Origin of the sequence: Pseudoalteromonas sp. DY56-GL79, from assembly GCF_041414765.1 — a bacterium.
Lineage (GTDB): Bacteria > Pseudomonadota > Gammaproteobacteria > Enterobacterales > Alteromonadaceae > Pseudoalteromonas > Pseudoalteromonas piscicida.
Genome location: NZ_JANHZS010000011.1, coordinates 89,536 through 110,549 on the forward strand (window position 1 = coordinate 89,536; position 21,014 = coordinate 110,549).

Here is a 21,014-nt window from a genome sequence, read left to right on the forward strand (position 1 = left end):
GGAGCACACCTTGCTCCGCTGAAACCCATAAGAATAAAAATTCTCCCTATGGAAAAGTCCACAATACTGGTTATTGACGATAACGCCGAAGTACGCCTCAGCGCTGTATTCTTTTTAGAAGACCAAGGTTTCAATGTAATTGAGGCGGCAACCTTAGAGCTTGCCAAACCACTGCTCAGCGCTAAGCAAGTGTCATTAGCCTTGCTCGATATGAACTTCTCCCGCGATACCACTTCAGGCAATGAAGGATTGGACTTTTTGCGCTGGCTACGTGACTCCAACCTTAATGTGCCTGTGATCTGTATTACCGGTTGGGGAAATGTCGCGTTAGCGGTGTCCGCAATGCAGCTTGGTGCGAGCGACTTTATCGAAAAGCCGTGGGACAATCAGCAGCTGCTGCAAGCCGTGCAGCAACAACTCAAAATATCATTAAAGCAAGCGAGTATCGTAGCAAAACACAGTGAGCGCGGCGCGTTTCAATGGCGCTCTCAGGCGATGCAATCTCTATATAAGCAGCTTGCTAAAGTAGCAAAAACCGACGCTCGGGTGCTGCTTACTGGGCCAAGTGGCGCGGGGAAAAGTCATTTAGCCCAGTGGTTACACCAACAATCTAATCGTTCAGCAGGACCTTGGGTTGAGGTGAATATGGGCGCGGTGCCAGAATCATTATTCGAAAGTGAGATGTTTGGTCACAGCAAAGGGGCGTTTACGGATGCAAAGCAGCATCGTGTTGGTCGTTTTGCGATGGCAAAGCAGGGCACATTATTTTTGGATGAAGTTGCGACTATTCCACTGCCTCTACAAGCAAAATTACTGCGGGTGCTGGAAAATGGCAGTTATGAAGTTGTGGGTGGCAGTCAGACGCAACAAGCGGATTGCCGCCTTATTTGCGCAACCAATACCAATCTAGACGCTTTAGTGAAAGCTGGTGAGTTCCGAGAAGACTTGTTATATCGCATCAACACGATTGTGATTGAAGTGCCGAGGCTCGCCGAGCGTTTTGGCGATATCGTGCCGTTGGCTGAGTATTTTGTCGCTAAGTTTTGTGCGCAGTATGGTGAGCCAATTCGTGAACTTAGCCCTGCGGTTAAAGCTGCGTTGATTGAACACGCTTGGCCCGGCAATGTGCGTGAGTTAAGTCACGTTATGGAGCGTGCCGTGTTAATGGCGGAGGGCTTGCAGATTGAGCTCAGTGATTGCCAACTACGCTTTACCGCTGCACCTAAAGTGACCAGTGATACGCCAAGTAAGACCTTGCAACAAGTGGAGCAAGAAATGGTGGAGCAAGCGATGCAACGTGCTCAAGGCAATGTCGCAGAAGCTGCTAAAAGACTTGGGCTCACGGCTTCTTCTCTTTATCGGCGTTTGGAAAAATATGGTCTTAAAACATCTGGCTAGCGCCGAGTGGCGACTTGGGGCCTACTGTACGCTGTTGACCATTAGCTGTACGGTTTTACTGACTTTGCTGCTTCTGCAATTACAGCTTGAGGTAACGTGGGTGGCTGCCGTATCGGTGAGTGTGCTGGGGTTATTGGGCAGGCTACAACAAATACTGTTGTCTCATCTTAAACGTATTGCCATGCGTGCTAATTGGCAGCTAGAAGCGATTGCACAAAGTGATTTTACTCAAACCATTAAGCCACATTATACAGTGGGCGTGGTAGCTGAGTTTGAACAGCGCTTGCTGGCCTTAAGTGCACAGCTGCACAGTCAAAAGCGCCGCTATCATAGTCAGCAATTTATCATTTATCAGCTAATAGACAGCCTTAATACGCCTATTATGATGTTTGACGAAAAACTCAAACTTGCCTACGCCAATGGGGCATTTGAGTTGCTTTATCATCGCCCTTGGTTAGAGTGTAAGGGAATAAGCGCGGCTCAGTTTGGGCTGGTGCAACAAGATAATCACTGGCATTTTGCAGACACAGCGCAGCAATCTCGGTGGCAGCTGCAAAGCAGTGAATTCTTTCAAGAAGGTAAGCGGTTTTCCTTACTTGTCGCACTCGATATCACTAAGGCATTACGTAAAAAGGAGCTGGCAGCTTGGCAACATTTAATCCGAGTAATAAGCCATGAGATCCACAACAGTTTGACACCCGTAAGCTCCTTAGCGCAAACCTTATTGGCAAGAGCAAAGGACGAAAAAGATCAGCATGCGCTAAGTGTTATTGGTCAGCGTTGCCAGCATTTACAACAATTTGTGAGCCAATACGCTAAGGTTACGCAAACCCCAAGGTTAGATCGTGAGTCTGTCTCTATCATGCTGTTACTGTTTTCTGTTGCTGCGCTATTTGAGGATACCGACATCCAAGTAAATTGCACCGTGAATACGCTCAATCTTGATAAAGCTTTAATTGAGCAAGTGCTGATTAACTTAATTAAAAATGCCATTGAGGCCTGTGGTGAAAATGCCAAGTTGACGCTACATGCTTATTATCAGCAGCAACAAGCTGTGATTGATGTGCAAGACAATGGCCCAGGCTTTGCCAACCTAGATAACATGCTTACACCTTTCTATTCCACCAAAGAAGGTGGGCAGGGAATAGGGTTAACCTTTAGTCGCACCATTGTGGAGTTACACGATGGACAACTGAGTTGTCACAACACCGACCCAGGTGGATTAATAAAAATCACTTTACCTTGTTGATAATAATTATCATTAGCATATAATTAAAGTTCCTTCAAAACCTTGGCAAGGAGCTACCATGTTAGTCACTTATCTGTTGGCCAGCGGCTTTATCTTTATGGCGTATAGCTACTCCAAATCATTCAACCCACATGCACATACCAAGGCAAAGTTGGCGGTGTTATTGAGCGCGGGTTTAATCGCTGCGGCAAAATGGCAGGCTGGGTTGAGTTCAACCGTGGTATTTTTTGTGTTTGCTGTGTCACTAGGGGTACTTAGCCTGTTTATCACCCTCGCACAGCCACAAAAGCACTGAAAAATTACGTGCACTTTTAGATCAACTCATATCTTGCTTGCCTCAAAATAGACGTTTTAAGGTGTAACGTGCGCAAGAAATTGTTACTAAAAAGCACACTTTTTCTTTACATCTCTTGTTAAGCTAGCGCAACTGAATTTATTTAGGAAAGGTAATGCGAGCGCTACTGATAATTTTTGTTGCTTTTACTAGCTTTGGTTTACAGGCTAAGTGGCAAACCATCAAAACTGAAAACTTCAATGTGCATTATCCTCAGTCGCTTCAGCAATGGGCGTATTCTGCAGCAAATGAGCTGGAGGTAGTGCGAGATAAAGTGCTGGCACAACAAGGTAGAGCCTTGAGTGAACGTGCTGATGTGATTATTTACGATCCAGAAAATGCGGCCAATGGCTTTGCATTACCCAGCACAGATAAACCAATGATGGCACTGCAAGCAACGCCGCCTCAAGCTGATTCCGTCATCGCAAATAACACCAGTTGGCAGCAGTTGCTCATTTTGCACGAATATATTCATCTCGTTCATCTATCACAGCCTAGCCGTAACCAATGGCGACAACATCTCAGAGATTGGCACGATATTACCGACTTGCTCGATGCGGTATTACCGCGTTGGGTCAGCGAAGGCTATGCGACCTTGCTGGAGTCTAGATTAACGGGGCGAGGACGTTTGTACGATAACTATAGTGAGAGCATTGTGCGTTATTACGCGCAGCAAGGCGCATTACCGACCTATAGCGCTTTAGATGATGGCGACAAGTCTTACCTTTCCAATTCCATGGCGTACTTAGTAGGCGTACGTTTTCTAGCTTGGCTTGAGGATAATTATGGTGCACAGACGCTAGATGCCGTATGGACAAGAGTGCAGGCGGTGGAATCACGCAGTTTTGAAACCGCATTTAGTGGGGCTTTTGGAGCGCCAGCCAGCCAGTTATATCGTCGCTTTATTGTTGAATATAGCTATCAGGCCATGCAGCAAGAGAAAGCCTTGATCCCGACACAGAGTGAACTTTGGCAGCAGTTTGCGTATGCTGCTCGAGATATCGCGTTCTCTCCAGATGGCAGTCAGTTTTTGGTGGTAGAGCAAAATCGTAAACGCCAAGTCACACTCAATATCTACGAAAGCAAAGAAAATGTAGAAGCCATTGAGCAATTTAATAAGCGCAATGAAGCGATATTAAATGCCGATCCTAAAGATATTGTGGATATCGCACCTGAAGTCTTTCCAAAGAAGCGACTCGCGCAGCTTAATGCTCATAATTTTGCTGGTATCTATTACCCCCAATGGCTGAATGACAGCCATATTTACTTCGTTGCAAAAACGCCGGCTGCAGACGATAGCTTTATTAATGATTTATTTGTCTGGAAAGTTGGTACTGGAAAGCCTAAACAGCTAACCGAAGGCGCGGGTATTCGCCGCTTTAGTATTGTTGATGCTAATACCGTTATTGCGGAGGTGTCCCGTTTGGGTTACTCACAGCTAGTGATCATGGAGTTGGACTCAGGCAAGCAAGCGCCAATCACCACAAGTAAGCTTGGTGATGTCCATGACTTTCCCGTGCTTTCTAATAAAAAGACGACATTAGCTTATGTGCATGTTACTCCTAATAAACGCTGGCAGCTTGTTGTTAAAGATCTTAGCCACGATACAACCGAAATCGTCTACTTACCCAAGTCACATCAATACCTTTCGGGGTTAACTTGGTCTCATGATGATGACAAGCTGTACTTTATTTCCGGAGTCGCAGGCCACTTAGCGGTGATGCGTTATGATGTGGAAAGTAAAGTACTTGAGACCTTACCTGCAAGTGCTAAACCGCTTGAGCAAATTATTACCCATTCACAGCAGTTACTGGTGAGCTATGCGACCCCTGAAGGTGTTAAGGTTAACAAAATAGTTTCTCCGGCTTGGCGCACTGTGAGCGTGTTGGAGCAAGTGGATGAGGCGGAACAAAAAGAGCTGCATCCCCATCAATTACCTGCGGCTAAGATAGACCAAACTGTGCTGCCCAGTTCTGATTATTCTGTGTTCGAACAGTCTTATTCTATCGCCTTATCTGGCGCATTAAATAGCGCCTCCTTTGATAGTTTGGGCGTGTCACTAAAAGGGCAGGATGTGCTGCGCCAACTTGCTTGGCAGCTTGGAGCCGAGAAAAGTATCAATAATGGCGCGTTGATGGGCGCATTTGCCCAACTTGAATATCGTCATGAAAACTGGAAAACGACGTTTGATGCTGGATATCAAGAGCTAGAAGCGGATAAGCAGTCTCGCTCGCCACAAGCTAATACCTCGAATGAGAGCAGCTTTAAGCAATTTGCCTTGTCATCTAGCTATCGTTTTGGTGAAGCGTTGAACTACCTCGCTCCCGAATTGGGTGTTATTCGTGTGCAACATGGTGAAAAGACATGGAACGGCGGGCGTTATGGCTTTAACGGTCGTGCAATGTGGGATACTCAGCAGCATGGTGTAGCATTGCAAGTCTCTGCAGCTCAGTGGCTAGGTGAATTAGATGGTTTTGATTATCAGGTGAATCTGTTCGCTAAAGCATGGCAAATTCCATTCTACGCATCGGTCGATAGCCGCTACAGCAGCGCATTGCCTCTATCTGTGGGTGGTGGAGCGCTTACCAGCACTAGCATTAGTAACAGTTTACATGCTGTCAGCGAACCTATGTTACCGCATCTATTTGCTACGGGAAGCCGCTATTTAGGCTATGAATTTGCAACTTCATGGCAGCAGGGTAAACCTAAGTTATTTTATAAGCAGCATCAGTTAGAAGGAGAAGTAATTGGGCAAAATTACGGTATTAAGATGCGCTTACCTTTGTCTCGAGTGATATTAGACAAGGCCGCTGATTTTGCTCCCGCAGGATTAACCGATCTGCAGTTTAGTGCTGGAGTGGGTCGTATAGAGGGGCGTAACATGACCAATGAAAACCGTGTTTGGTTTAGTGTTTGGTATGAGTTGTAGGTAATCGCTGAAGATTGCTATCAAAAAAGCGGGGGCGAGCCCCCGCAAATCATTCAGTTTGTTTATTCGAAGTTTGGCTAGTTGTGATCTGCTACGATTTGCAAACCTGAGTATGCATTATATCCGCGGATCATCACCCAATAACGCCCAGCCCCTTCATTGAGGCTGCAAGATTCAGTATTGCCAGAGCGATAAGGGCGACAAGTCCAATTACTGGTTGTGGGTTCTGTGCCTTTGAGCACGTACATATCAGCATCACCAGTGCCACCGCTTGTGTTAAATGTCACTGTATTCGCGCCTGCAGGTGCATCATAATAGAAGAATATCTCACTGTTTCTCGCTCCAGAAAGCCCCGTTTTTGCAACTCCTTTGATAAGCTTTTGCTCTTCACCTGGTAGCGTCACGGCAACTTGTTGTGTTGTTGACGCGGTGTCGCCATTACTATCTGTCACGGTGAGTTCTACGGTATAGCTGCCAGAGTTTGTGAAGCTATGTGAAGTTTGCGCGCCTGAAGCGGATGCGCCGTCACCAAACTGCCAACTATGCTGTGTAATAGAACCATTTGGTGAACTAGATCCTGAACCATCGAAGCTGCAGCTTAGGTCATTACAGCTGTAAGTAAATAACGCAACAGGCAATGGATCGGTCGTGCCGTTATCACCAACAGGAATTTGGCCACCAAAGTGAGTCGAAACCTGAGGCCAAATTAAGCTAATTTTAGCGCCTTTATTGGTACATCCACCTAAGTGGTGTAGCGCAACAACATTATTGGTTGAGGCTGCAAGTACTGGTGAACCTGATGAGCCACCAATAGTGTCGCAGTAATAGCCTATATCTGTACCAGTACCTCGACCATTCGCCGTTGCTTGGTTCACAGAGCATAGTCCATTGGTGTCTTGATCAGACTCAATCGACAGCTCTTTAGGGTTACCTGAACCATGCTGAGGTATGTAAATACGCTCGCCCTGCGATGGATTACGCACATCTAAGCCAAAGTAACCAAACGGCTGGGCCTTAGCGAAATCATTGATGGTAAACAGCGTATAATCTAGCGTGTAATCTGTTTTAAGGAAGTCTTTGCCTGTGACCTTTACCACAGTTTCGCGCTGGCTGCCGTTACAGCTCGTGCTTTGATAGTTAAACCATACCTCAGTATTCGCCAGCTCTGATGCTGATCCCACACAGTGATTATTGGTAAACATGCGGTTATCGGCACCAACGCGCCAACCCGTACATAAACCACTGCCGTTCATGAGCAGTCTGGCGACTGGACGTGAACGCTCGAATTCCACCGGGTGCGATTGCGCCCAGCACTGCACGTCTTTACGTTCCATTGCGCCACAAGTTGACATGGGCGTCACATCGGTCAAGCCCTCAACAGTTGCTTGTCCTTCAGTACCATGATAGTAAAAATCGATTTCGGGTGTTTTGCCAGCATTGCCTTGGCCAGGGGTATATTCAATGATGACTTTATCAGCAGAGACTGACATAGCAGAAAACTGTTTAACGCCGTCATCGCCGAGGTTTGGATCAACTGTTGCAGCGCGGAGGTTTGCTTGGGTATATTCATAGCGCTCGCCACTATCCTCCGAGCGAACAACGAGTTTACCGCCGCTTGCAAGATTGAGGTTCTTAAAGTGTAGTTTGATGTAGCTTGCATCTGGGTGTGAAACCGTTTGCACAATGGTCTGTGTAGACGTTGAAGTATTTTTAGCACTGTTTTGAGTAATAAGTGGAAGGTTGAGATCGTACTTTTTACCAATCATTGCTTTGCTAGCTTTGCTGGTATATTCCATCATCTGAGCTTCCGTTAATGGCGCTTGTGCCATCGCGATACCAGATGCTAAACCTAATGCTGTGACAAGAATGTGTCGTTTCATTGTTATTCCTTTTGAGTGTGTGGTTATCCAACTTGAGATAAAAAGTTGGGCGTCGTTCAATACCGAACCAAGCCTTGGGTGCACTGTAGAGCACGACTAGTTGGTGGTATGTTTTTTGAACATCCACACACCAAAATAGAAACAATAATGTATTTTGTAAAGCTTTATATATATTATTTTAACATAAGTTTTACTTAACTTATGTCATTCCTTATTTTATATCCTCATTACGAACCAATAAATGGTTCAACATTTTTTGCTTGGCGGTGTATAGGTCCTTTTTATACTGCTCTCTGGACTTATTGACTGCTTGCTCGAAGTATTCAGATGCGGTTTGGTATCTTTGCTCTAAATAAGCAATTTTCCCGAGCTCGACATAAACTTCCGGCAAGTAATGATAATTCAACAATAAAGGTTCAATAAGCTCCTTGGCTTTTTTATAGCGCTGTTGCTTTATGTAGCTCGAAGCTAACGAGAGGGTATCGAAAGGGGAAGTAGGGCTTTGTTCAAGCTCCGCTAGGATCATATTCTTGAGATTAGTTTGGTCTTTGGGAATATAGTTAAGGTAATTCAATAACAAATTGGTGCTGGTGAGGTGATTGTTGAAGGCATAATCATAGATTTGCTTCGCACTATTTCTATCACCAACATGCTTATGTAACAGTGCGGCAATATTGATAGCTTCAGCGTCTCTTGGGGCGTATTTGAGCGCAGCAGACAATAAAGAATAACTCATATCATAGTCAGCTTCCAACAAAGCGGAAACGGCCAAATTGGTATAAAACTTTGCGACTAAATCTTCATACTGTGCATTCCCTGAGAATACACTATCCTGCTCAGGGAAATAATCAACAACAGTTCCGCTAAAGGAAAGTCTGTTATTTAGAGTTGCTAATTCTTCCTTTGGTGTAATTAGTTTTGTCTTAAAATGACTTGAGGTGAGTACGAAATTTTGATTTTTTTGATAGATTGGAAAGCTATCGACTTTGGCGTAACTAGTTTCAATACCAAGAATATTGGCATAAGCCTGAGATAATATAGCTAGAGAAATGCAATTTCCGGACTGCTGATTTAGCAATTCACTGGCTATGAATGTTTCACCGTCGTAAGAAAAGTGGCCAATTTTTGCCTGAAGGAAATTACCAAGAATTTCGTCTTTGGTTACATTTTTACCTCTGAACCGCTCAACATACGTTAATAAAGCTTCTTCTTCTTGCTTAGGTAAAGTGAAGATTTGTTGTTCTGAAGGAACAGATTTCAGCGCAAAAAGAGAGTGGTTGAATAGAGAAGTAACATCTACCTTCTGTTTCATGTCTGCTGTAGTGGTGTGAGTGGAATTGCATCCGCTCAAGCCAATGCTAGTAAGTATAATGAGTAGCCACTTCATCGTAATTCCTTGTATTTATTTATATACACCTGTATTCCAGCCTTGCCATCTATTCAAAGTTGGATGTTAGGCGTCCAGTTGTATTTTAAAAGTTAGCTCTTAAAATGCGCGCCTTCAAAAATAAAACCTTAAAAATCATAAATTTACAATGTGTTTTTAAAGGTTTTACAGCACTTTAACTTAGCAACAATTTAGACATTTGGAGTTGGCATTGAGCGAATATTTACCGATCGTTTCTTCTTTCGTTTTGGTTTTAAGCTTTGTTCCTTTGATTAGGAAGATCCGTAAAAATCGCAGTGTGTCAGGTGTATCACTGTTAATGATGAGTTTTGGTGTTGCACAAAGCTCTTACTTTATTGCCTACAACGTTTTCTTTGAACGTTTTTTTATGGTGCTACCTTTTGTTATTACAGGCTCTTTAAGTGCACTTATTTTATATTATTTTATTCGGTACAACGCAAGCTCGAAACAGCGTAATCAATTAGCACTTTTGCTTGGTTTGTCGACGTTGCCATTTGGGCTTTTATTGGCAAAGAACGTCGAAGCTGCTGCGTTATTAAATGCGTTAACTTACTTAGGGCTAGTGATGAGTTCAATTCGAGTCATGCCACAAACCTATAAAACGATTAAAAGCGGTGATGTCTCTAACTTAAGCGCTAGGTATTTCTCACTGCAGTTTTTAGCGGGAGGAATTGGGTTGGCTGCTGAACTGAGCTTAGGTCATGTTAGCGTCGCTCACGTGTTGATGTTTGTGATGATTTTACTGACTAATGCGGCGCAATTAGGTTGTATTCAGCACTATCGCTCGAAACCTGCTTTAGCTTAGTGATATAACCAGACAAAACAAGGGCTAGCAAATTGCTAGCCCTTAACGTTTTCGCTCATTTCACTCGCGTAATACAAAAATTTTCGAGTTACGCTTCTAGCGCTTTTGTGATCATACGGTCAATATACGCTTTATGTGCCTTAGTTGCCTGATCGGCACCCCAAGCTGTGCTCTTATCCAAAATACTCTGCAGTTGGAATAGTGCAGCGGCTTTTGCCAAATTGTCGTATTCGCTCGCTTTGCTCAATCCTGCAACATTAATTAAGCGAGAAACGTACTCAATTTGTAGGTTCTGGCTTAAGGTAGTTGCATTCTTATCGGCAACGAAAATAGCGGCGGTCAGGTCGTTCATAACCTCGTTTAGGCTGTATTCGTTACCATAGTACGCAGAGTCGCTGATACGTTGTAATACATTCGCGTGTAGTACCTGGTCTAGTACCGACTTTTGCATGCCAAGTACCATCTTATGGACTTTAGGATCTTCGTTCTTACCATAGTGGTTAAAGCCACGGCGCTGTGCTTGCATGTAGTTATAAAGAGGCTGCATATTTTCAAGCACGGTCGGTGCGAAAACCATTTCCTTTAGCGCGGTCATTGCTGCTTTTTGGCGCGCAAGTGGTACTGGTGTAAATGGTTTCGTTTCACCTTCTGTACCCACTACGCTGCGCTCAACGTATACACCGCCAATTTGGCGTGAAATCACAGTTGCTTGACCACGGTATTGACCAAACAGCATATTTGCAGAGGTTAATAACTGTTGGTTAGACTGACCATCAACACGTGCTTTGTCTTTTAGTTCGGTGAATAGATGGTTGATCAGGGTCATGCGGTCAACGCCGTATGTCACTGGATCGGACGATAAGTCACCAATCATCACGCGAGGATCAATATGACGGCCTGGCGCACGCATATCGTCGGCATCGTTACCAAAAGCTAAGCCATGCTCGCCTGAGCGAGATAAGATTTTTTCAAGGCGCTGTTGCTCTTGGGTGTCATCGTTAAGTGCCGTGCTATAGCCAAATTCTATCGCCCAGTCATCATATGGACCCGGTTTGGTTTGGAAGATATCACCTTGCTCAACGCCTGGTGGGGCGATGTTAGCTGGCGCGTAGTCCATCACAGAGCCTGTTACGATACCTTGTGTTTTTGACTTGTCGTGTACTTCTTTAGGGCCCCACAAAATTGAAGACTTCATGTTATGGTTTAGGCCTAAGGTGTGTCCTACTTCGTGAAGAACCAACTGTACTAAGCCCTGTCGTAGCATTTCTTTGCGTTCGATGTCAGCACCTGTTGCTAGGCTTGCCGTCATCAATTGACCTTGCATTTCATGTCCAAGCGAACAGTGTAATGTATCGCTTGATGCCTCAACTCCATGGCTCATTTGACCTTGAGAGTAGAGTGAGTCATACATCCAGCGGTTACGCATAAATACATACTCTAGCATGATATCGGAACCAAGAATTTGGCCAGTAAGCGGGTTGGCAGTTGCCGGACCATAGCCGCCAAACGGTGGGCGAGGTGATGAAGTCCAGCGTAGGACATTGTAGTTGATATCGCCTGCATCCCAAGTAGCGTCGTCAGGCTGTACTTTAACCACAATGGCATTTTTAAAGCCGATTTTCTCAAACGCGCTATTCCATCCTAGTACACCATCGCGAACCGTGTCACGCCATTCGACTGGCGTGGTGTTTTCAATCCACCATACGATTGGTTCAACAGGTTCAGAAAGCGCTGCGCTCGGGTCTTTTTTCACTAAGTTCCAACGCTTAATAACGTCTTTATACGGCGCCCAATCTGGTGATGTTTGCACGTCAAACTGATTGGTGAAATAACCGATACGTGCGTCATCGTAGCGAGGCTGGTAGCTATTGTCTGGCAGAGCGACAAAGCTATGTTGTACTTTTAGCGAGACAAAACGTGAGTCTGTCACTGCATTTGAGCCTGCAACTTTTGGGTCTGGGTTACTAAAGACATAATCAACAACGATATCTAAGTTGTTGCTGTATGGACGGTGCTTAACGATTCGAGATTTCTTATCGTCTAATTTGCCAAGGGCAAAACGTTTGCTTGCGTTTTTGTCATCCACACGTTTCCAAGGAGATACTTTGTGTAGTGACTCACTTAAAAATAGCTTATCCGCTTTGAATAAAATTTTACCATCTTCGGCTTTTTCAATTTCGATACTGGCGAGTACGGCTTCACTGATGTTGGCATCGCTCGCGTTGGCGATGGCTGAGTTTTCATCAAAAATAAAACGCGGTGTTTTGCTGATAATATCAATGCGGTCAAAGTGCTTTCTAAATTCAATCAGTTTAGTTTCGCGGTAATTACCTCGAAAATGACCAGCATCGGTAACGCCGTCAACAGTATGTGCGAAGTACAAGAAAGGAGTGTTGAGTTGCGACTCATTGAGCTGCATTAAATACTCGCCACTTTCTTTGTCCTGATAAAGTGGGAAAAGGCCATCAATACTGGTTTTATTTTCGATAATTGAAGCGATGGTTTTTTCTTCTTCTTTTTTGTCTTTTTTAGCAAAGCTTGGGGCGCTTGCAAAGGTGAGCGCGAGGGCAATGCTTAATGCCGTTTTCTTCATAATGTTGACTCGAAATAGTAAAAACTCGAGTGTACCCAAAACATCAGAGCCTGTCAGAAACTCAAGGTAAAATGAATGTAACAAAAGATAAACGACAGACTTGCAACTAAGTTAAAACGTCTGTTCGATTCCGAAAAGCTATGTCCGATTTCGAAAAAGTAGCAATGTTGGGTATTTTATTATTTCTTAATGTATTGAAATTTAAAAATATTTTTAATTTGGCATAGTTCTCGCTCTTAGTGCGTAGTCAGTTAGGAGGGGAAATGGATCTAGTCAAACCGGCAAAGCAAAAAAAAACCACACATTACATCGTTGTTGTCTGTTTAATGGCGGTGATAGTTGTCTATTTGCTGTGGCAACAATGGGCATCTCATTCCAGTGTGATGCGCGCTGAAATACTGGTCGCGGAGGTGAAACAAGGTCCGCTTACGTTGTCAGTAGACAGCTTTGGAGAGTTACGTAGTGCTGAGCAGTTTTTGTTAAACGCGCAAAGTGCGGCCATTGTTAAGGTGATCCATCACAAAGCGGGCGCAATTATTCGTAAAGGTGATGTGATTGCTGAGCTCATGAGTCCTGATCTGGTGTTGCAAGTTCAGCAAGCCAAACAAGCTTTGCGTCAGTCGTGGGCAATAAAAGAGCAGCTGCTACTCTCTCAGCAAAGGGAGCAGTTAAACGAACAAAAACAGCTGATGCAAAAGCGGGGGGAGTTAAAAACCTTAGTGTTGCGTCATCGTGCTGAGCAAAACCTTGCACAACAAGGCATTATTTCCGCGCTTAATTTTGCCCAAACTGAAACTAGTTTGAGTACCTTACAACATGAAATTACCATGCTAGAAGAGCAAGCTAAACAGCTGCAAGCACTGCATGGTTCGGCGCTTACCCTTGCCAACGAAGAAATTAACATTCGCGAGCAAGAACTCAATAACTTACTAGAAAAACAACAACAACTAGAGATTAGAGCTAGTACCTCAGGGGTTATTGAGCGAATGCCTCTGGCGCTTGGGCAACGAGTCAATGTTGGTGACGAGTTAGCATTAATTGGCTCTAACCAGTCGTTGGTGGCGGTATTGTCTGTGCCACAATCCCAAGTGCGCTGGGTTGAAACTGGGCAATATGTGATGGTGAACATGCAAGCCAATAAAGTAAAAGGCGAAGTGATCCGAGTTGACCCGGTGGTGACAAACAATAGCGTGGAAGTAGAAGTGAGTTTACCAAATGCTTTACCGAAGCAGGCGCGAGCGCAGCTGAGCATTTCTGCCAGCATCGCCATTAAGCATCTTGCCAATGCCACTTATGTACAACGTCCCGCCAATGCCAAAGATAATCAAACGCAGACCTTATTTGCACTGACTAGTGATGACACCGCAAAGCCGATAGAAATCACTTTTGGTGCTTCAACTGGGAAATATATTGTTATAGATTCTGGCGTTGAAGCCGGGAGACGATTAATCATTTCTGATCTAGCCTATCTTGCCAGTCTAGATGAGACAATCTTATTAGAGTAGGAATATCAAAATGATAGTGCTTAAAAATATTAATAAAGTGTTCGAAACCGAAGAGCTGCAAACACACGCACTGAGAAATATTTCACTGGAAATAGCAAAAGGCGATTTTATTTCGATCTCTGGCCCATCTGGTTGTGGCAAATCTACTTTGTTATCCATCATTGGTTTAATTGACCAAGCGACAAGTGGTAGTTATACGATTGGTGCTCATGATGTGACAACGCTGACGCTTGATCAAGCCGCTGAGCTTCGCAATGAGCATATTGGGTTTGTCTTTCAGGCTTTTAATCTCATTGATGAAATTTCGGTATTCGATAACGTTGCTTTACCCCTAAAGTATCGCTCTGAAAAGCTGAGTAAGGTTGAAGTAAAGCAGCGAGTCGAGTCTTGTTTACAAAAGGTTGGACTGTCGCATCGCGTTCAACATAAGCCAAATCAGCTATCAGGCGGGCAGCAGCAGCGTGTCGCGATTGCTCGTGCTTTGGTGACCGAGCCAAGTATTCTACTGGTGGACGAACCGACAGGTAATTTAGATTCGAAAAGTGGCGATCAGGTGATGCAATTAATCGCTGAATTGCATCAGCAAGGCACCACAGTTTGTATGGTGACGCACGATCCACGTTATGCCGATATGGCTCCAAGGCAGGTGAAATTGTTTGATGGTGAGCTGTTAGGTACCGTCGCTTCTGCTCAATCTGTTAGTCAACGAGCATAGAGAGGGCACCATGCAAGTGTTCAACTTAGGCCGTGCAAATATTTACCATGTTAGTGTGGTGACTACGCTGAGCTGCGTATTCGTTGTGATGCTGGTCGCGATGGGGATGTTACATAGCCTGTATTTCTCACCTCTACCATACCCGGACGCAGAGCGTATTGTTAAACTTGAATACCCGATGTTTGATGAAAATGGTAACGAGAGCAGCGAAGCCTTTAACTACCCATCATTGATGCATTTATACGAGCATAAACCAGTCGCAATGGAGCAACTGGCGATGGTGCATTATGCCGAGCAGTTACTTACCTCAGATGCTGATACGCCTCAAGTTGAATCAGCTTATGTCTCGCCACAGTGGTTTAGTATTTTTGATATGCCGCTTGCGATGGGGCGGGTTATTACTGAATCTGTCGATGAGAGCAACCCTGTTGCAGTGCTGAGCTTTCAAGCTTGGCAAAGTCACTTCAATGGCGATCCTGATATCTTAAATAAAACGCTGCGTCTGGATGAGCGAGAGTTCACGATTGTCGGGGTGGCGGCAGAGCGGTTTTATGAACCTAACTTAAAAAAGCTGATGCACAACACTGCGGTATGGCTACCTTGGCAATACAACCTAACCTCAGAGGAAGCTAAACCTTACTGGTGGAACCGTTATGCGCTTAACTTGATGGTGGGTAAACTGGCTACAGGGATGGAGCATGAACAAGTCAGCCTCTCGCTTTCCAACGAAATGAACACACTTTGGCGCAGCAAAGTGAGCGACAGTGAGTATTTTGCGAAGTGGCATATTGGCATTCGCGCAGTGTCGTTGAAATCAATTATGCTCGGTAAGTCTCCCTTATTGTTATTTGGAATGTTTGTGGTATCGCTTGGTTTACTTGGTATAGCGCTATTAAATATCAGTAATTTATACCTTGCGAGACTCAGTCAAATCCAGCGCCGGCTGGCAATTCAGGCGGTGGTGGGAGCAAAAATAAGAGATATTGCGCTGATGCAGTGGTTACCGCTGCTAATACTTTGCTTCGTATCACTCGTGGTTGCAATTGGCGCGTCTTATGTTATCTGCCAGTGGCTACAGAAAGAGCTAGTGGGATTGTTGCCGCAAGCGCAGCTGATTTCGTTAACTTGGCAAAGTGTGCTTGCACTGGGATTGGTCGCTTTATTGACGAGCTGGTTATTGTTGTTAGCTGGAATGTCAGCAATACGCTTTCGTCACTTAACGCACATGCTAAAACAAAGCGGTAAGGGGAATACCGTTGTTGTGAGTGAGCGAGTACAACGGATCATGGCGGTGAGTCAGTTAAGTATTTCTATTATCTTGACCTTCTTCTGCTTTAATGTCGGTGTTGTTGCCATCTCTCATCTCAAAAATGCTTATGCGGTAGATCTCAAGAATAAGTACGAAGTCACGTTTTATGCTCCTGACACAATGCCGAGAGACGAATACCGAGAAGTCATGCGTCAAGCCGGTGAAGCCCTAGCGAATACCGCAGAAGTTATCGCGGTGAGTCGAAGCCGTTCACCCATCGGGCAAGGCGTTGGCACTTGGTCATTGCAAGAAGTCGAGACGCTCGAACGCGTGCATCCAGTTGGCCGAGTTGTGGATAGTGGTTATCTTGAATTTTTTTCTTTACCGTTACTTCAAGGTCAGTTTTTCGATAGTGAAGCGGTGCGCCGCGGTGAGCAGCAGTTAATTATCAATAAAACCTTTGCCGAGCAACTAGGTGGAGAGGAAAAAGCGCTAGGCAAGCGCTTGAGTTTTAACATTACAGACCAAGATGCGGCATTTGAAATTATTGGTGTCGTTGCTGATTTAGCCGTGCCAGGCGAACCCGCACTGCCCCATGTGTATCGAGCAGTACAAGGAAGTAATACGGCGTTAATTAAGACTCAGCAGCCAGTTACTAAATCCCATTTTGCAGCGCTACTTACGCAAGTTCATCCAGCATTGAAAATCTTTAGTTTTAAATCACTTACAGCGCAGCGTGAGCAATACCTGTTGACTGATACCTTGGTTACCTATGGAGCACTGTTTATCTTTGCGTTGGCGTTGCTGCTCGTGATTATTGGCCTGTTTGGTGTCTTTCGTTATAGCCAATCACTTAAGGTTTCTTATTACGGCACGAAAATGGTGCTGGGGGCCAAACACAGCGATCTAACTCGAGAGGATCTTACTACCCACTTTAAGCACATAGGTATTGCGTTAATGATCGCCCTGACTGGTTGCTTATTATTGTCGCCATACTTTCAACAAACATTTAATGTGGCAGAGTTTTCGATTGCGGCAGTGGGGATAGTGTTGGTGTCGAGTTCGTGTTTGTACTTTTCACTACAACAAATACTGCGCAGGCCACTCAATGCATTAATCAACCCATCTGAATTAGGGAAGGGATAAGCATGACATTATGGCATCAGCTATTGGGGCGATTGAGGTATAGACTTAGATTAAATCTAACGTTAGCCGGGTTATTGAGCGGCGCTTTCGCCGCTATGATGCTAAGTATTGGCTTATCATGGCAAGCTTATCAGCCGCTACCTTATCCACAAAGCGATAAACTCGTATGGCTACAGGGTGATATGCTAGATGAACATGGCAAGGCAATCATGGAAAATGCTATCTCTACGCCTGTTGCGTGGCAGCTTGCTCAAGATCAGCAATTGTTTGATAAAGCCTCCGCAGTATTGTATAGCCACAGCTTATTACGTGGTTCAGTGGTTGAGCCGAGGATTGAGACAACTTACGTCAGTGATGATTTCTTTTCGCTCTTTAATATTACTTTAAAGGAAGGGAGGTGGTTTTCCCAAAGTAATGGGCTTGGTACCGCACCTAATGAAGTCGTTGTGACAGAGTGCTTTGTGCAGCAACATTTACCCGATGAAAATATTATAGAACAGAGCATTCAACTTGATGACCGTCGTTATATCGTGGTGGGAGTGGTCGCGTGCGATGAGTCCGAACCGCAGTTATATCAATCTAACCGGATGAGTGAGGTATTCTTGCCATTTGCACAGATGATGGGTGACCATATTACGGGTATGGATCACTTGGCGGTAAGAAGCGACTTATTTCTTGTGGGTCGCATAAAACAAGAAAATGCGCTGCTGCAATTAACGCTTTTGCAAGCGCAGTTTCAAGCTGCATTTGAGCAAGCACAATTAGAACAGGCGATATCTGGTCGTGCGACGCTCAGATTTTCGTTGTCACCACTTGCGGATAAATTAAAAGGGCAGCTAAGAACAACGACGCAATGGTTAGCATTTGCAGGCGTTGGGCTGCTTGTCATTACCTTAGTGAATGCATTTTCACTCTACTTGTTAGACTTTAAAGCCAAACAAAACCAGCTGGCACTGGCGATTGTACTCGGTGCTAAGCGCGGCAATCTGCAACTCGAACAGTGGCGTTATATTGCCTTGATTTTTTTGTTTGCGTCATTGCTTGCCATAGGGATAGCGAATGCTGGCGTTTGGCTAATGCAGTTTTGGTCGAAGGAGACCCTAGCCCATGCTGTTTGGCTCAAACTTCCTTGGTGGAGCTTCTTATTGGTAGTTGCTTTTGCTCAACTCTGTGCACTGGTGTTTGTAAAACTGGCAATGTCTCAGGTGTCATTTAAGGATATTCGTAGTCAACTAAGTGGCTCAGGAAAGGGACAGGTCAAACAATTACCTAAGTCAATGAGCCAAGCCTTACTCGGATTGCAAATCGGTGTGGGCATAGTCACAATGAGCTTTGCGTTTTGGCTATTGAGCTACTTTGGCGGGCAGCTAAATACCCCAAGTGGTTTTAACTCAAATAACCTTTATTTTGTTGAGTTACAGCAAAGTAACTACGACCGCAGCTCAGGTGCTATTCAAGCAAGATATAATCAAGCGATGACAAACTTGTCGGCGCTTAGGCAGCACCCAAGTGTCGAGAGTGCTGCTCTGGCTGGCGTATTACCCCACGAGTTTGTGTTTCTGGAGCCGCTAAGCTTGCGTGATGATGGCAGCAACTCAGTTGTCGCTTATTTGCAGCTCAGCGGGCCAAATTACTTTAGCACCTCAGGTCTCAGGTTTATTGCTGGTGGCGGATTCTCTGAGGATGACTTAGCCATCAATAGTTCAGGGAAAAAAGTGGTGCTCAATCAGCTGTTAGCGCAGCGCCTTGGCGTAACAGCAGCAGATATCGGCATGACCATCTACGACAGGAATCAGCGCCCTATTACCCTTGTGGGTATTGTTGAAAACACCTTTAGCCATACCTCCCAAGTACAAGCCTTGGCTTATCTGCCTTTTAATTTTATTAGTGGAAATATTCTGGTGCGAGCCAAAGCGGGAGAGAAGTTTGACTTGCATACGGTTACCGCCTTGTACAAACAACAAAACCCAAGCCAATCTATTTTAAAGCTCGTCGATATTAAATTACGTATGCAGCAACTCAACAAAACAGCCATGCTGAGCTTTTTAGCTGGGCTGATGATCGCACTGATGATGTTGATACAGGTAGTTGCAGGTATGTATGGTTTGCTCGGCTACCTCGCTATATTGAATGCGCCAGTCTTTAATATTAAGCGTTTAGTCGGTGCTAAGGTACGCGATGTTCTTATCGAGCAGTGTTGGAGCCGGGCTTCTCTCGTGTTAGTCGCGGTGTTTATTGCTGTTTTCTTATCTTTAGTTGTGGCGAGTATGTTTGGCATCTTGAGTCCGCTGCTTGGGATCTATCTGTTGTTCGCTATCGTATTGGTAGGCTGTATCGTTCTAGCGCTTGAGCTTCACCATGTCACTAAGCAGATCTAGGGAGATAAATGTGACAAAAAGCCGAAAAAATTGTTATATAACTCACAAAAGTCGCACTTAGAAAGACCTTTATAAATCAAAGGTTTTGGTGCTTAATTGTTTGAAATTACTTTATAATTTCCGCTGTTTTTCGATAGTTATAAAAAGTTGTTCTAAAGGTGTAACAGATTCTTACAAATGTCACATCCGAGAACGCGCTAAACTTGGTACTATACGGTCAGGAAATTATCAATAGGTACTGTCATGCAAGCTAAAACTTTAAAATGGATTCTACCCTTTACCGTGCTTATAGTCGGTGTTGTCGGATTTATGTTCGTCAATGCCGTTGCTAAGAGTGAACCTGAGAAGCAAGAAGTCGATTCTCGTCCTGTTGTTGAAGTTGAAACTCTCGCTGCGCAAGATCACCAAGTTGTGATCCAAAGCTATGGCGAAGTAAAACCGCTAGAAAGTACACAACTTTCTATTCAAGTATCGGGCGAAGTTGAATACTGGCACCCTAACTTTGTTGAAGGCGGTGTGGTACAAAAAGGCGAGGTGTTACTGCGTATTGAGCAAGATAACTACGAAGCCGCGTTGCTACAAGCAGAAGCAGAACTTGCCAGAGCCGAGGCGCAGCTTATCGAAGAGCAAGCACAAGCTGATGTTGCCGCTGATGAAGCAAGAAGATTTCCAAATAAAAAGCATACCGACCTATTTTTACGTAAACCGCAGGTCATGAGCGCCAAAGCCTCAGTAAAATCGGCAAAAGCTGCACTGCAGCGTGCAAAGCGAGACTTAGAAAACTGCGAAGTTATCGCGCCTTATAACGCACTAGTGGTGAAAAAAGACGTTGGTCTTGGTCAGTTCGTTTCTATGGGTAGCTCAGTTGGTACGGTCAATAACATCGAAACTGCCGAAGTGATTATTCCTATCGCGGGTTTTGATTCTGTGTTTTTACCTGAGCGAGTGGCAGGCCTTGCTGCTACGGTTTATCAACGTGGTGTGAGCGCTTTTACTCGTGAAGCGGTAATTGATAGAGATTTAGGTACTGTTGACCAACAAACACGTATGAACAACCTAGTGGTACGTATCAATGACCCGTATGGTCTTACAACGCGCCAGCCAGCGATAAAATACGGTACGTATGTACAAGTTAGCTTTGCGGGTAAAACGTTAAAGCAAATCTACCGTCTACCTCAAGATATCGTGAATAATCAGTCGGTTTGGTTGCTTAATCAAGATAACCAGCTTGAGCCACGTAAAGTGCAAGTTATCCGCGAAGAGGGTGAGTTCTTCCTAATTGGTGATGGCATCACAAGTCGCGATAAAGTGGTCATGACACCACCTGAATATCCACAAAAAGGCATGGAAGTTAAAGTTGCTGGCACGGACTCTTCATCAAAGCCAAGTAGTCAGCCGGAAAAGCTGTAACAGCAAGGAGCGACC

At 44.7% G+C, this 21,014-nt stretch carries 13 protein-coding genes; 10 read left to right on the top strand and 3 right to left on the bottom strand.

The annotated features are described in order from the left end of the window. Positions 1 to 48 precede the first annotated feature (48 nt). The 4 genes from NO992_RS09740 (at position 49) to NO992_RS09755 (ending at position 5,910) form a co-directional block, all read left to right on the top strand. Positions 49 to 1,398, top strand: a complete 1,350-nt coding sequence (locus NO992_RS09740; protein ID WP_371376532.1) for a sigma-54-dependent transcriptional regulator — start codon at positions 49 to 51, stop codon at positions 1,396 to 1,398. Continuing rightward, positions 1,376 to 2,647 carry a PAS domain-containing sensor histidine kinase gene (locus NO992_RS09745; protein WP_371376535.1) on the top strand — a complete coding sequence of 424 codons (1,272 nt, stop codon included), beginning with the start codon at positions 1,376 to 1,378 and terminating at the stop codon, positions 2,645 to 2,647. Before NO992_RS09740 ends, NO992_RS09745 begins: the two co-directional genes overlap by 23 nt. A 58-nt stretch (positions 2,648 to 2,705) precedes the next feature. After that, positions 2,706 to 2,942, top strand: a complete 237-nt coding sequence (locus NO992_RS09750) for a hypothetical protein (RefSeq protein ID WP_010376548.1) — start codon at positions 2,706 to 2,708, stop codon at positions 2,940 to 2,942. 154 nt (positions 2,943 to 3,096) lie between these two features. Further along, the gene (locus NO992_RS09755) at positions 3,097 to 5,910 is read left to right on the top strand and encodes a hypothetical protein (RefSeq protein ID WP_371376538.1); all 2,814 of its coding nucleotides are present in this window, start codon (positions 3,097 to 3,099) and stop codon (positions 5,908 to 5,910) included. A gap of 77 nt (positions 5,911 to 5,987) precedes the next feature. On the opposite strand, the gene NO992_RS09760 is transcribed toward NO992_RS09755, so the two are convergent. Both NO992_RS09760 and NO992_RS09765 read right to left on the bottom strand, forming a co-directional pair. Then, positions 5,988 to 7,790: a PKD domain-containing protein gene (locus NO992_RS09760; protein ID WP_253105876.1), complete on the bottom strand. Its 1,803-nt coding sequence runs from the start codon at positions 7,788 to 7,790 to the stop codon at positions 5,988 to 5,990. 211 nt (positions 7,791 to 8,001) lie between these two features. Beyond that, positions 8,002 to 9,177, bottom strand: coding sequence for a tetratricopeptide repeat protein (locus tag NO992_RS09765; protein ID WP_371376541.1), 1,176 nt, complete (start codon positions 9,175 to 9,177; stop codon positions 8,002 to 8,004). Positions 9,178 to 9,388: 211 nt separating this feature from the next. On the opposite strand from NO992_RS09765, the gene NO992_RS09770 reads away from it, so the two are divergent. Further along, a complete protein-coding gene (locus tag NO992_RS09770) occupies positions 9,389 to 10,003 on the top strand; it encodes a PQ-loop repeat-containing protein (protein WP_010376536.1) in 615 nt (204 codons plus the stop codon). An 88-nt stretch (positions 10,004 to 10,091) separates the two neighbouring features. On the opposite strand, the gene NO992_RS09775 is transcribed toward NO992_RS09770, so the two are convergent. Then, a complete protein-coding gene (locus tag NO992_RS09775; protein ID WP_371376544.1) occupies positions 10,092 to 12,596 on the bottom strand; it encodes a zinc-dependent metalloprotease in 2,505 nt (834 codons plus the stop codon). A 263-nt stretch (positions 12,597 to 12,859) separates the two neighbouring features. Here NO992_RS09775 and NO992_RS09780 point away from each other — a divergent pair, with 263 nt between their 5' ends. From NO992_RS09780 to NO992_RS09800, 5 genes are all read left to right on the top strand, one after another. Beyond that, positions 12,860 to 14,101, top strand: coding sequence for an efflux RND transporter periplasmic adaptor subunit (locus tag NO992_RS09780; RefSeq protein ID WP_010376533.1), 1,242 nt, complete (start codon positions 12,860 to 12,862; stop codon positions 14,099 to 14,101). A 10-nt stretch (positions 14,102 to 14,111) separates the two neighbouring features. Continuing rightward, positions 14,112 to 14,816 carry an ABC transporter ATP-binding protein gene (locus NO992_RS09785; protein WP_017218294.1) on the top strand — a complete coding sequence of 235 codons (705 nt, stop codon included), beginning with the start codon at positions 14,112 to 14,114 and terminating at the stop codon, positions 14,814 to 14,816. Positions 14,817 to 14,826: 10 nt separating this feature from the next. Next, positions 14,827 to 17,211 (top strand): ABC transporter permease, encoded by a 2,385-nt coding sequence (locus NO992_RS09790; RefSeq protein ID WP_253105875.1) that lies wholly within the window; start codon positions 14,827 to 14,829, stop codon positions 17,209 to 17,211. 2 nt (positions 17,212 to 17,213) lie between these two features. Continuing rightward, the gene (locus NO992_RS09795) at positions 17,214 to 19,589 is read left to right on the top strand and encodes an ABC transporter permease (protein WP_371376549.1); all 2,376 of its coding nucleotides are present in this window, start codon (positions 17,214 to 17,216) and stop codon (positions 19,587 to 19,589) included. Between the two features lie 243 nt (positions 19,590 to 19,832). After that, positions 19,833 to 20,999 carry an efflux RND transporter periplasmic adaptor subunit gene (locus tag NO992_RS09800; protein ID WP_017218297.1) on the top strand — a complete coding sequence of 389 codons (1,167 nt, stop codon included), beginning with the start codon at positions 19,833 to 19,835 and terminating at the stop codon, positions 20,997 to 20,999. Positions 21,000 to 21,014 lie beyond the last annotated feature (15 nt).

Excerpts from the sequence above, each read along its gene's own strand:
- NO992_RS09800 (WP_017218297.1), top strand. The coding sequence starts at position 19,833 with ATGCAAGCTAAAACTTTAAAATGGATTCTACCCTTTACCGTGCTTATA.
- NO992_RS09755 (WP_371376538.1), top strand. The coding sequence starts at position 3,097 with ATGCGAGCGCTACTGATAATTTTTGTTGCTTTTACTAGCTTTGGTTTA.
- NO992_RS09740 (WP_371376532.1), top strand. The coding sequence starts at position 49 with ATGGAAAAGTCCACAATACTGGTTATTGACGATAACGCCGAAGTACGC.
- NO992_RS09795 (WP_371376549.1), top strand. The coding sequence starts at position 17,214 with ATGACATTATGGCATCAGCTATTGGGGCGATTGAGGTATAGACTTAGA.
- NO992_RS09775 (WP_371376544.1), bottom strand. The coding sequence starts at position 12,596 with ATGAAGAAAACGGCATTAAGCATTGCCCTCGCGCTCACCTTTGCAAGC.
- NO992_RS09765 (WP_371376541.1), bottom strand. The coding sequence starts at position 9,177 with ATGAAGTGGCTACTCATTATACTTACTAGCATTGGCTTGAGCGGATGC.
- NO992_RS09750 (WP_010376548.1), top strand. The coding sequence starts at position 2,706 with ATGTTAGTCACTTATCTGTTGGCCAGCGGCTTTATCTTTATGGCGTAT.
- NO992_RS09780 (WP_010376533.1), top strand. The coding sequence starts at position 12,860 with ATGGATCTAGTCAAACCGGCAAAGCAAAAAAAAACCACACATTACATC.
- NO992_RS09745 (WP_371376535.1), top strand. The coding sequence starts at position 1,376 with ATGGTCTTAAAACATCTGGCTAGCGCCGAGTGGCGACTTGGGGCCTAC.
- NO992_RS09785 (WP_017218294.1), top strand. The coding sequence starts at position 14,112 with ATGATAGTGCTTAAAAATATTAATAAAGTGTTCGAAACCGAAGAGCTG.
- NO992_RS09760 (WP_253105876.1), bottom strand. The coding sequence starts at position 7,790 with ATGAAACGACACATTCTTGTCACAGCATTAGGTTTAGCATCTGGTATC.
- NO992_RS09790 (WP_253105875.1), top strand. The coding sequence starts at position 14,827 with ATGCAAGTGTTCAACTTAGGCCGTGCAAATATTTACCATGTTAGTGTG.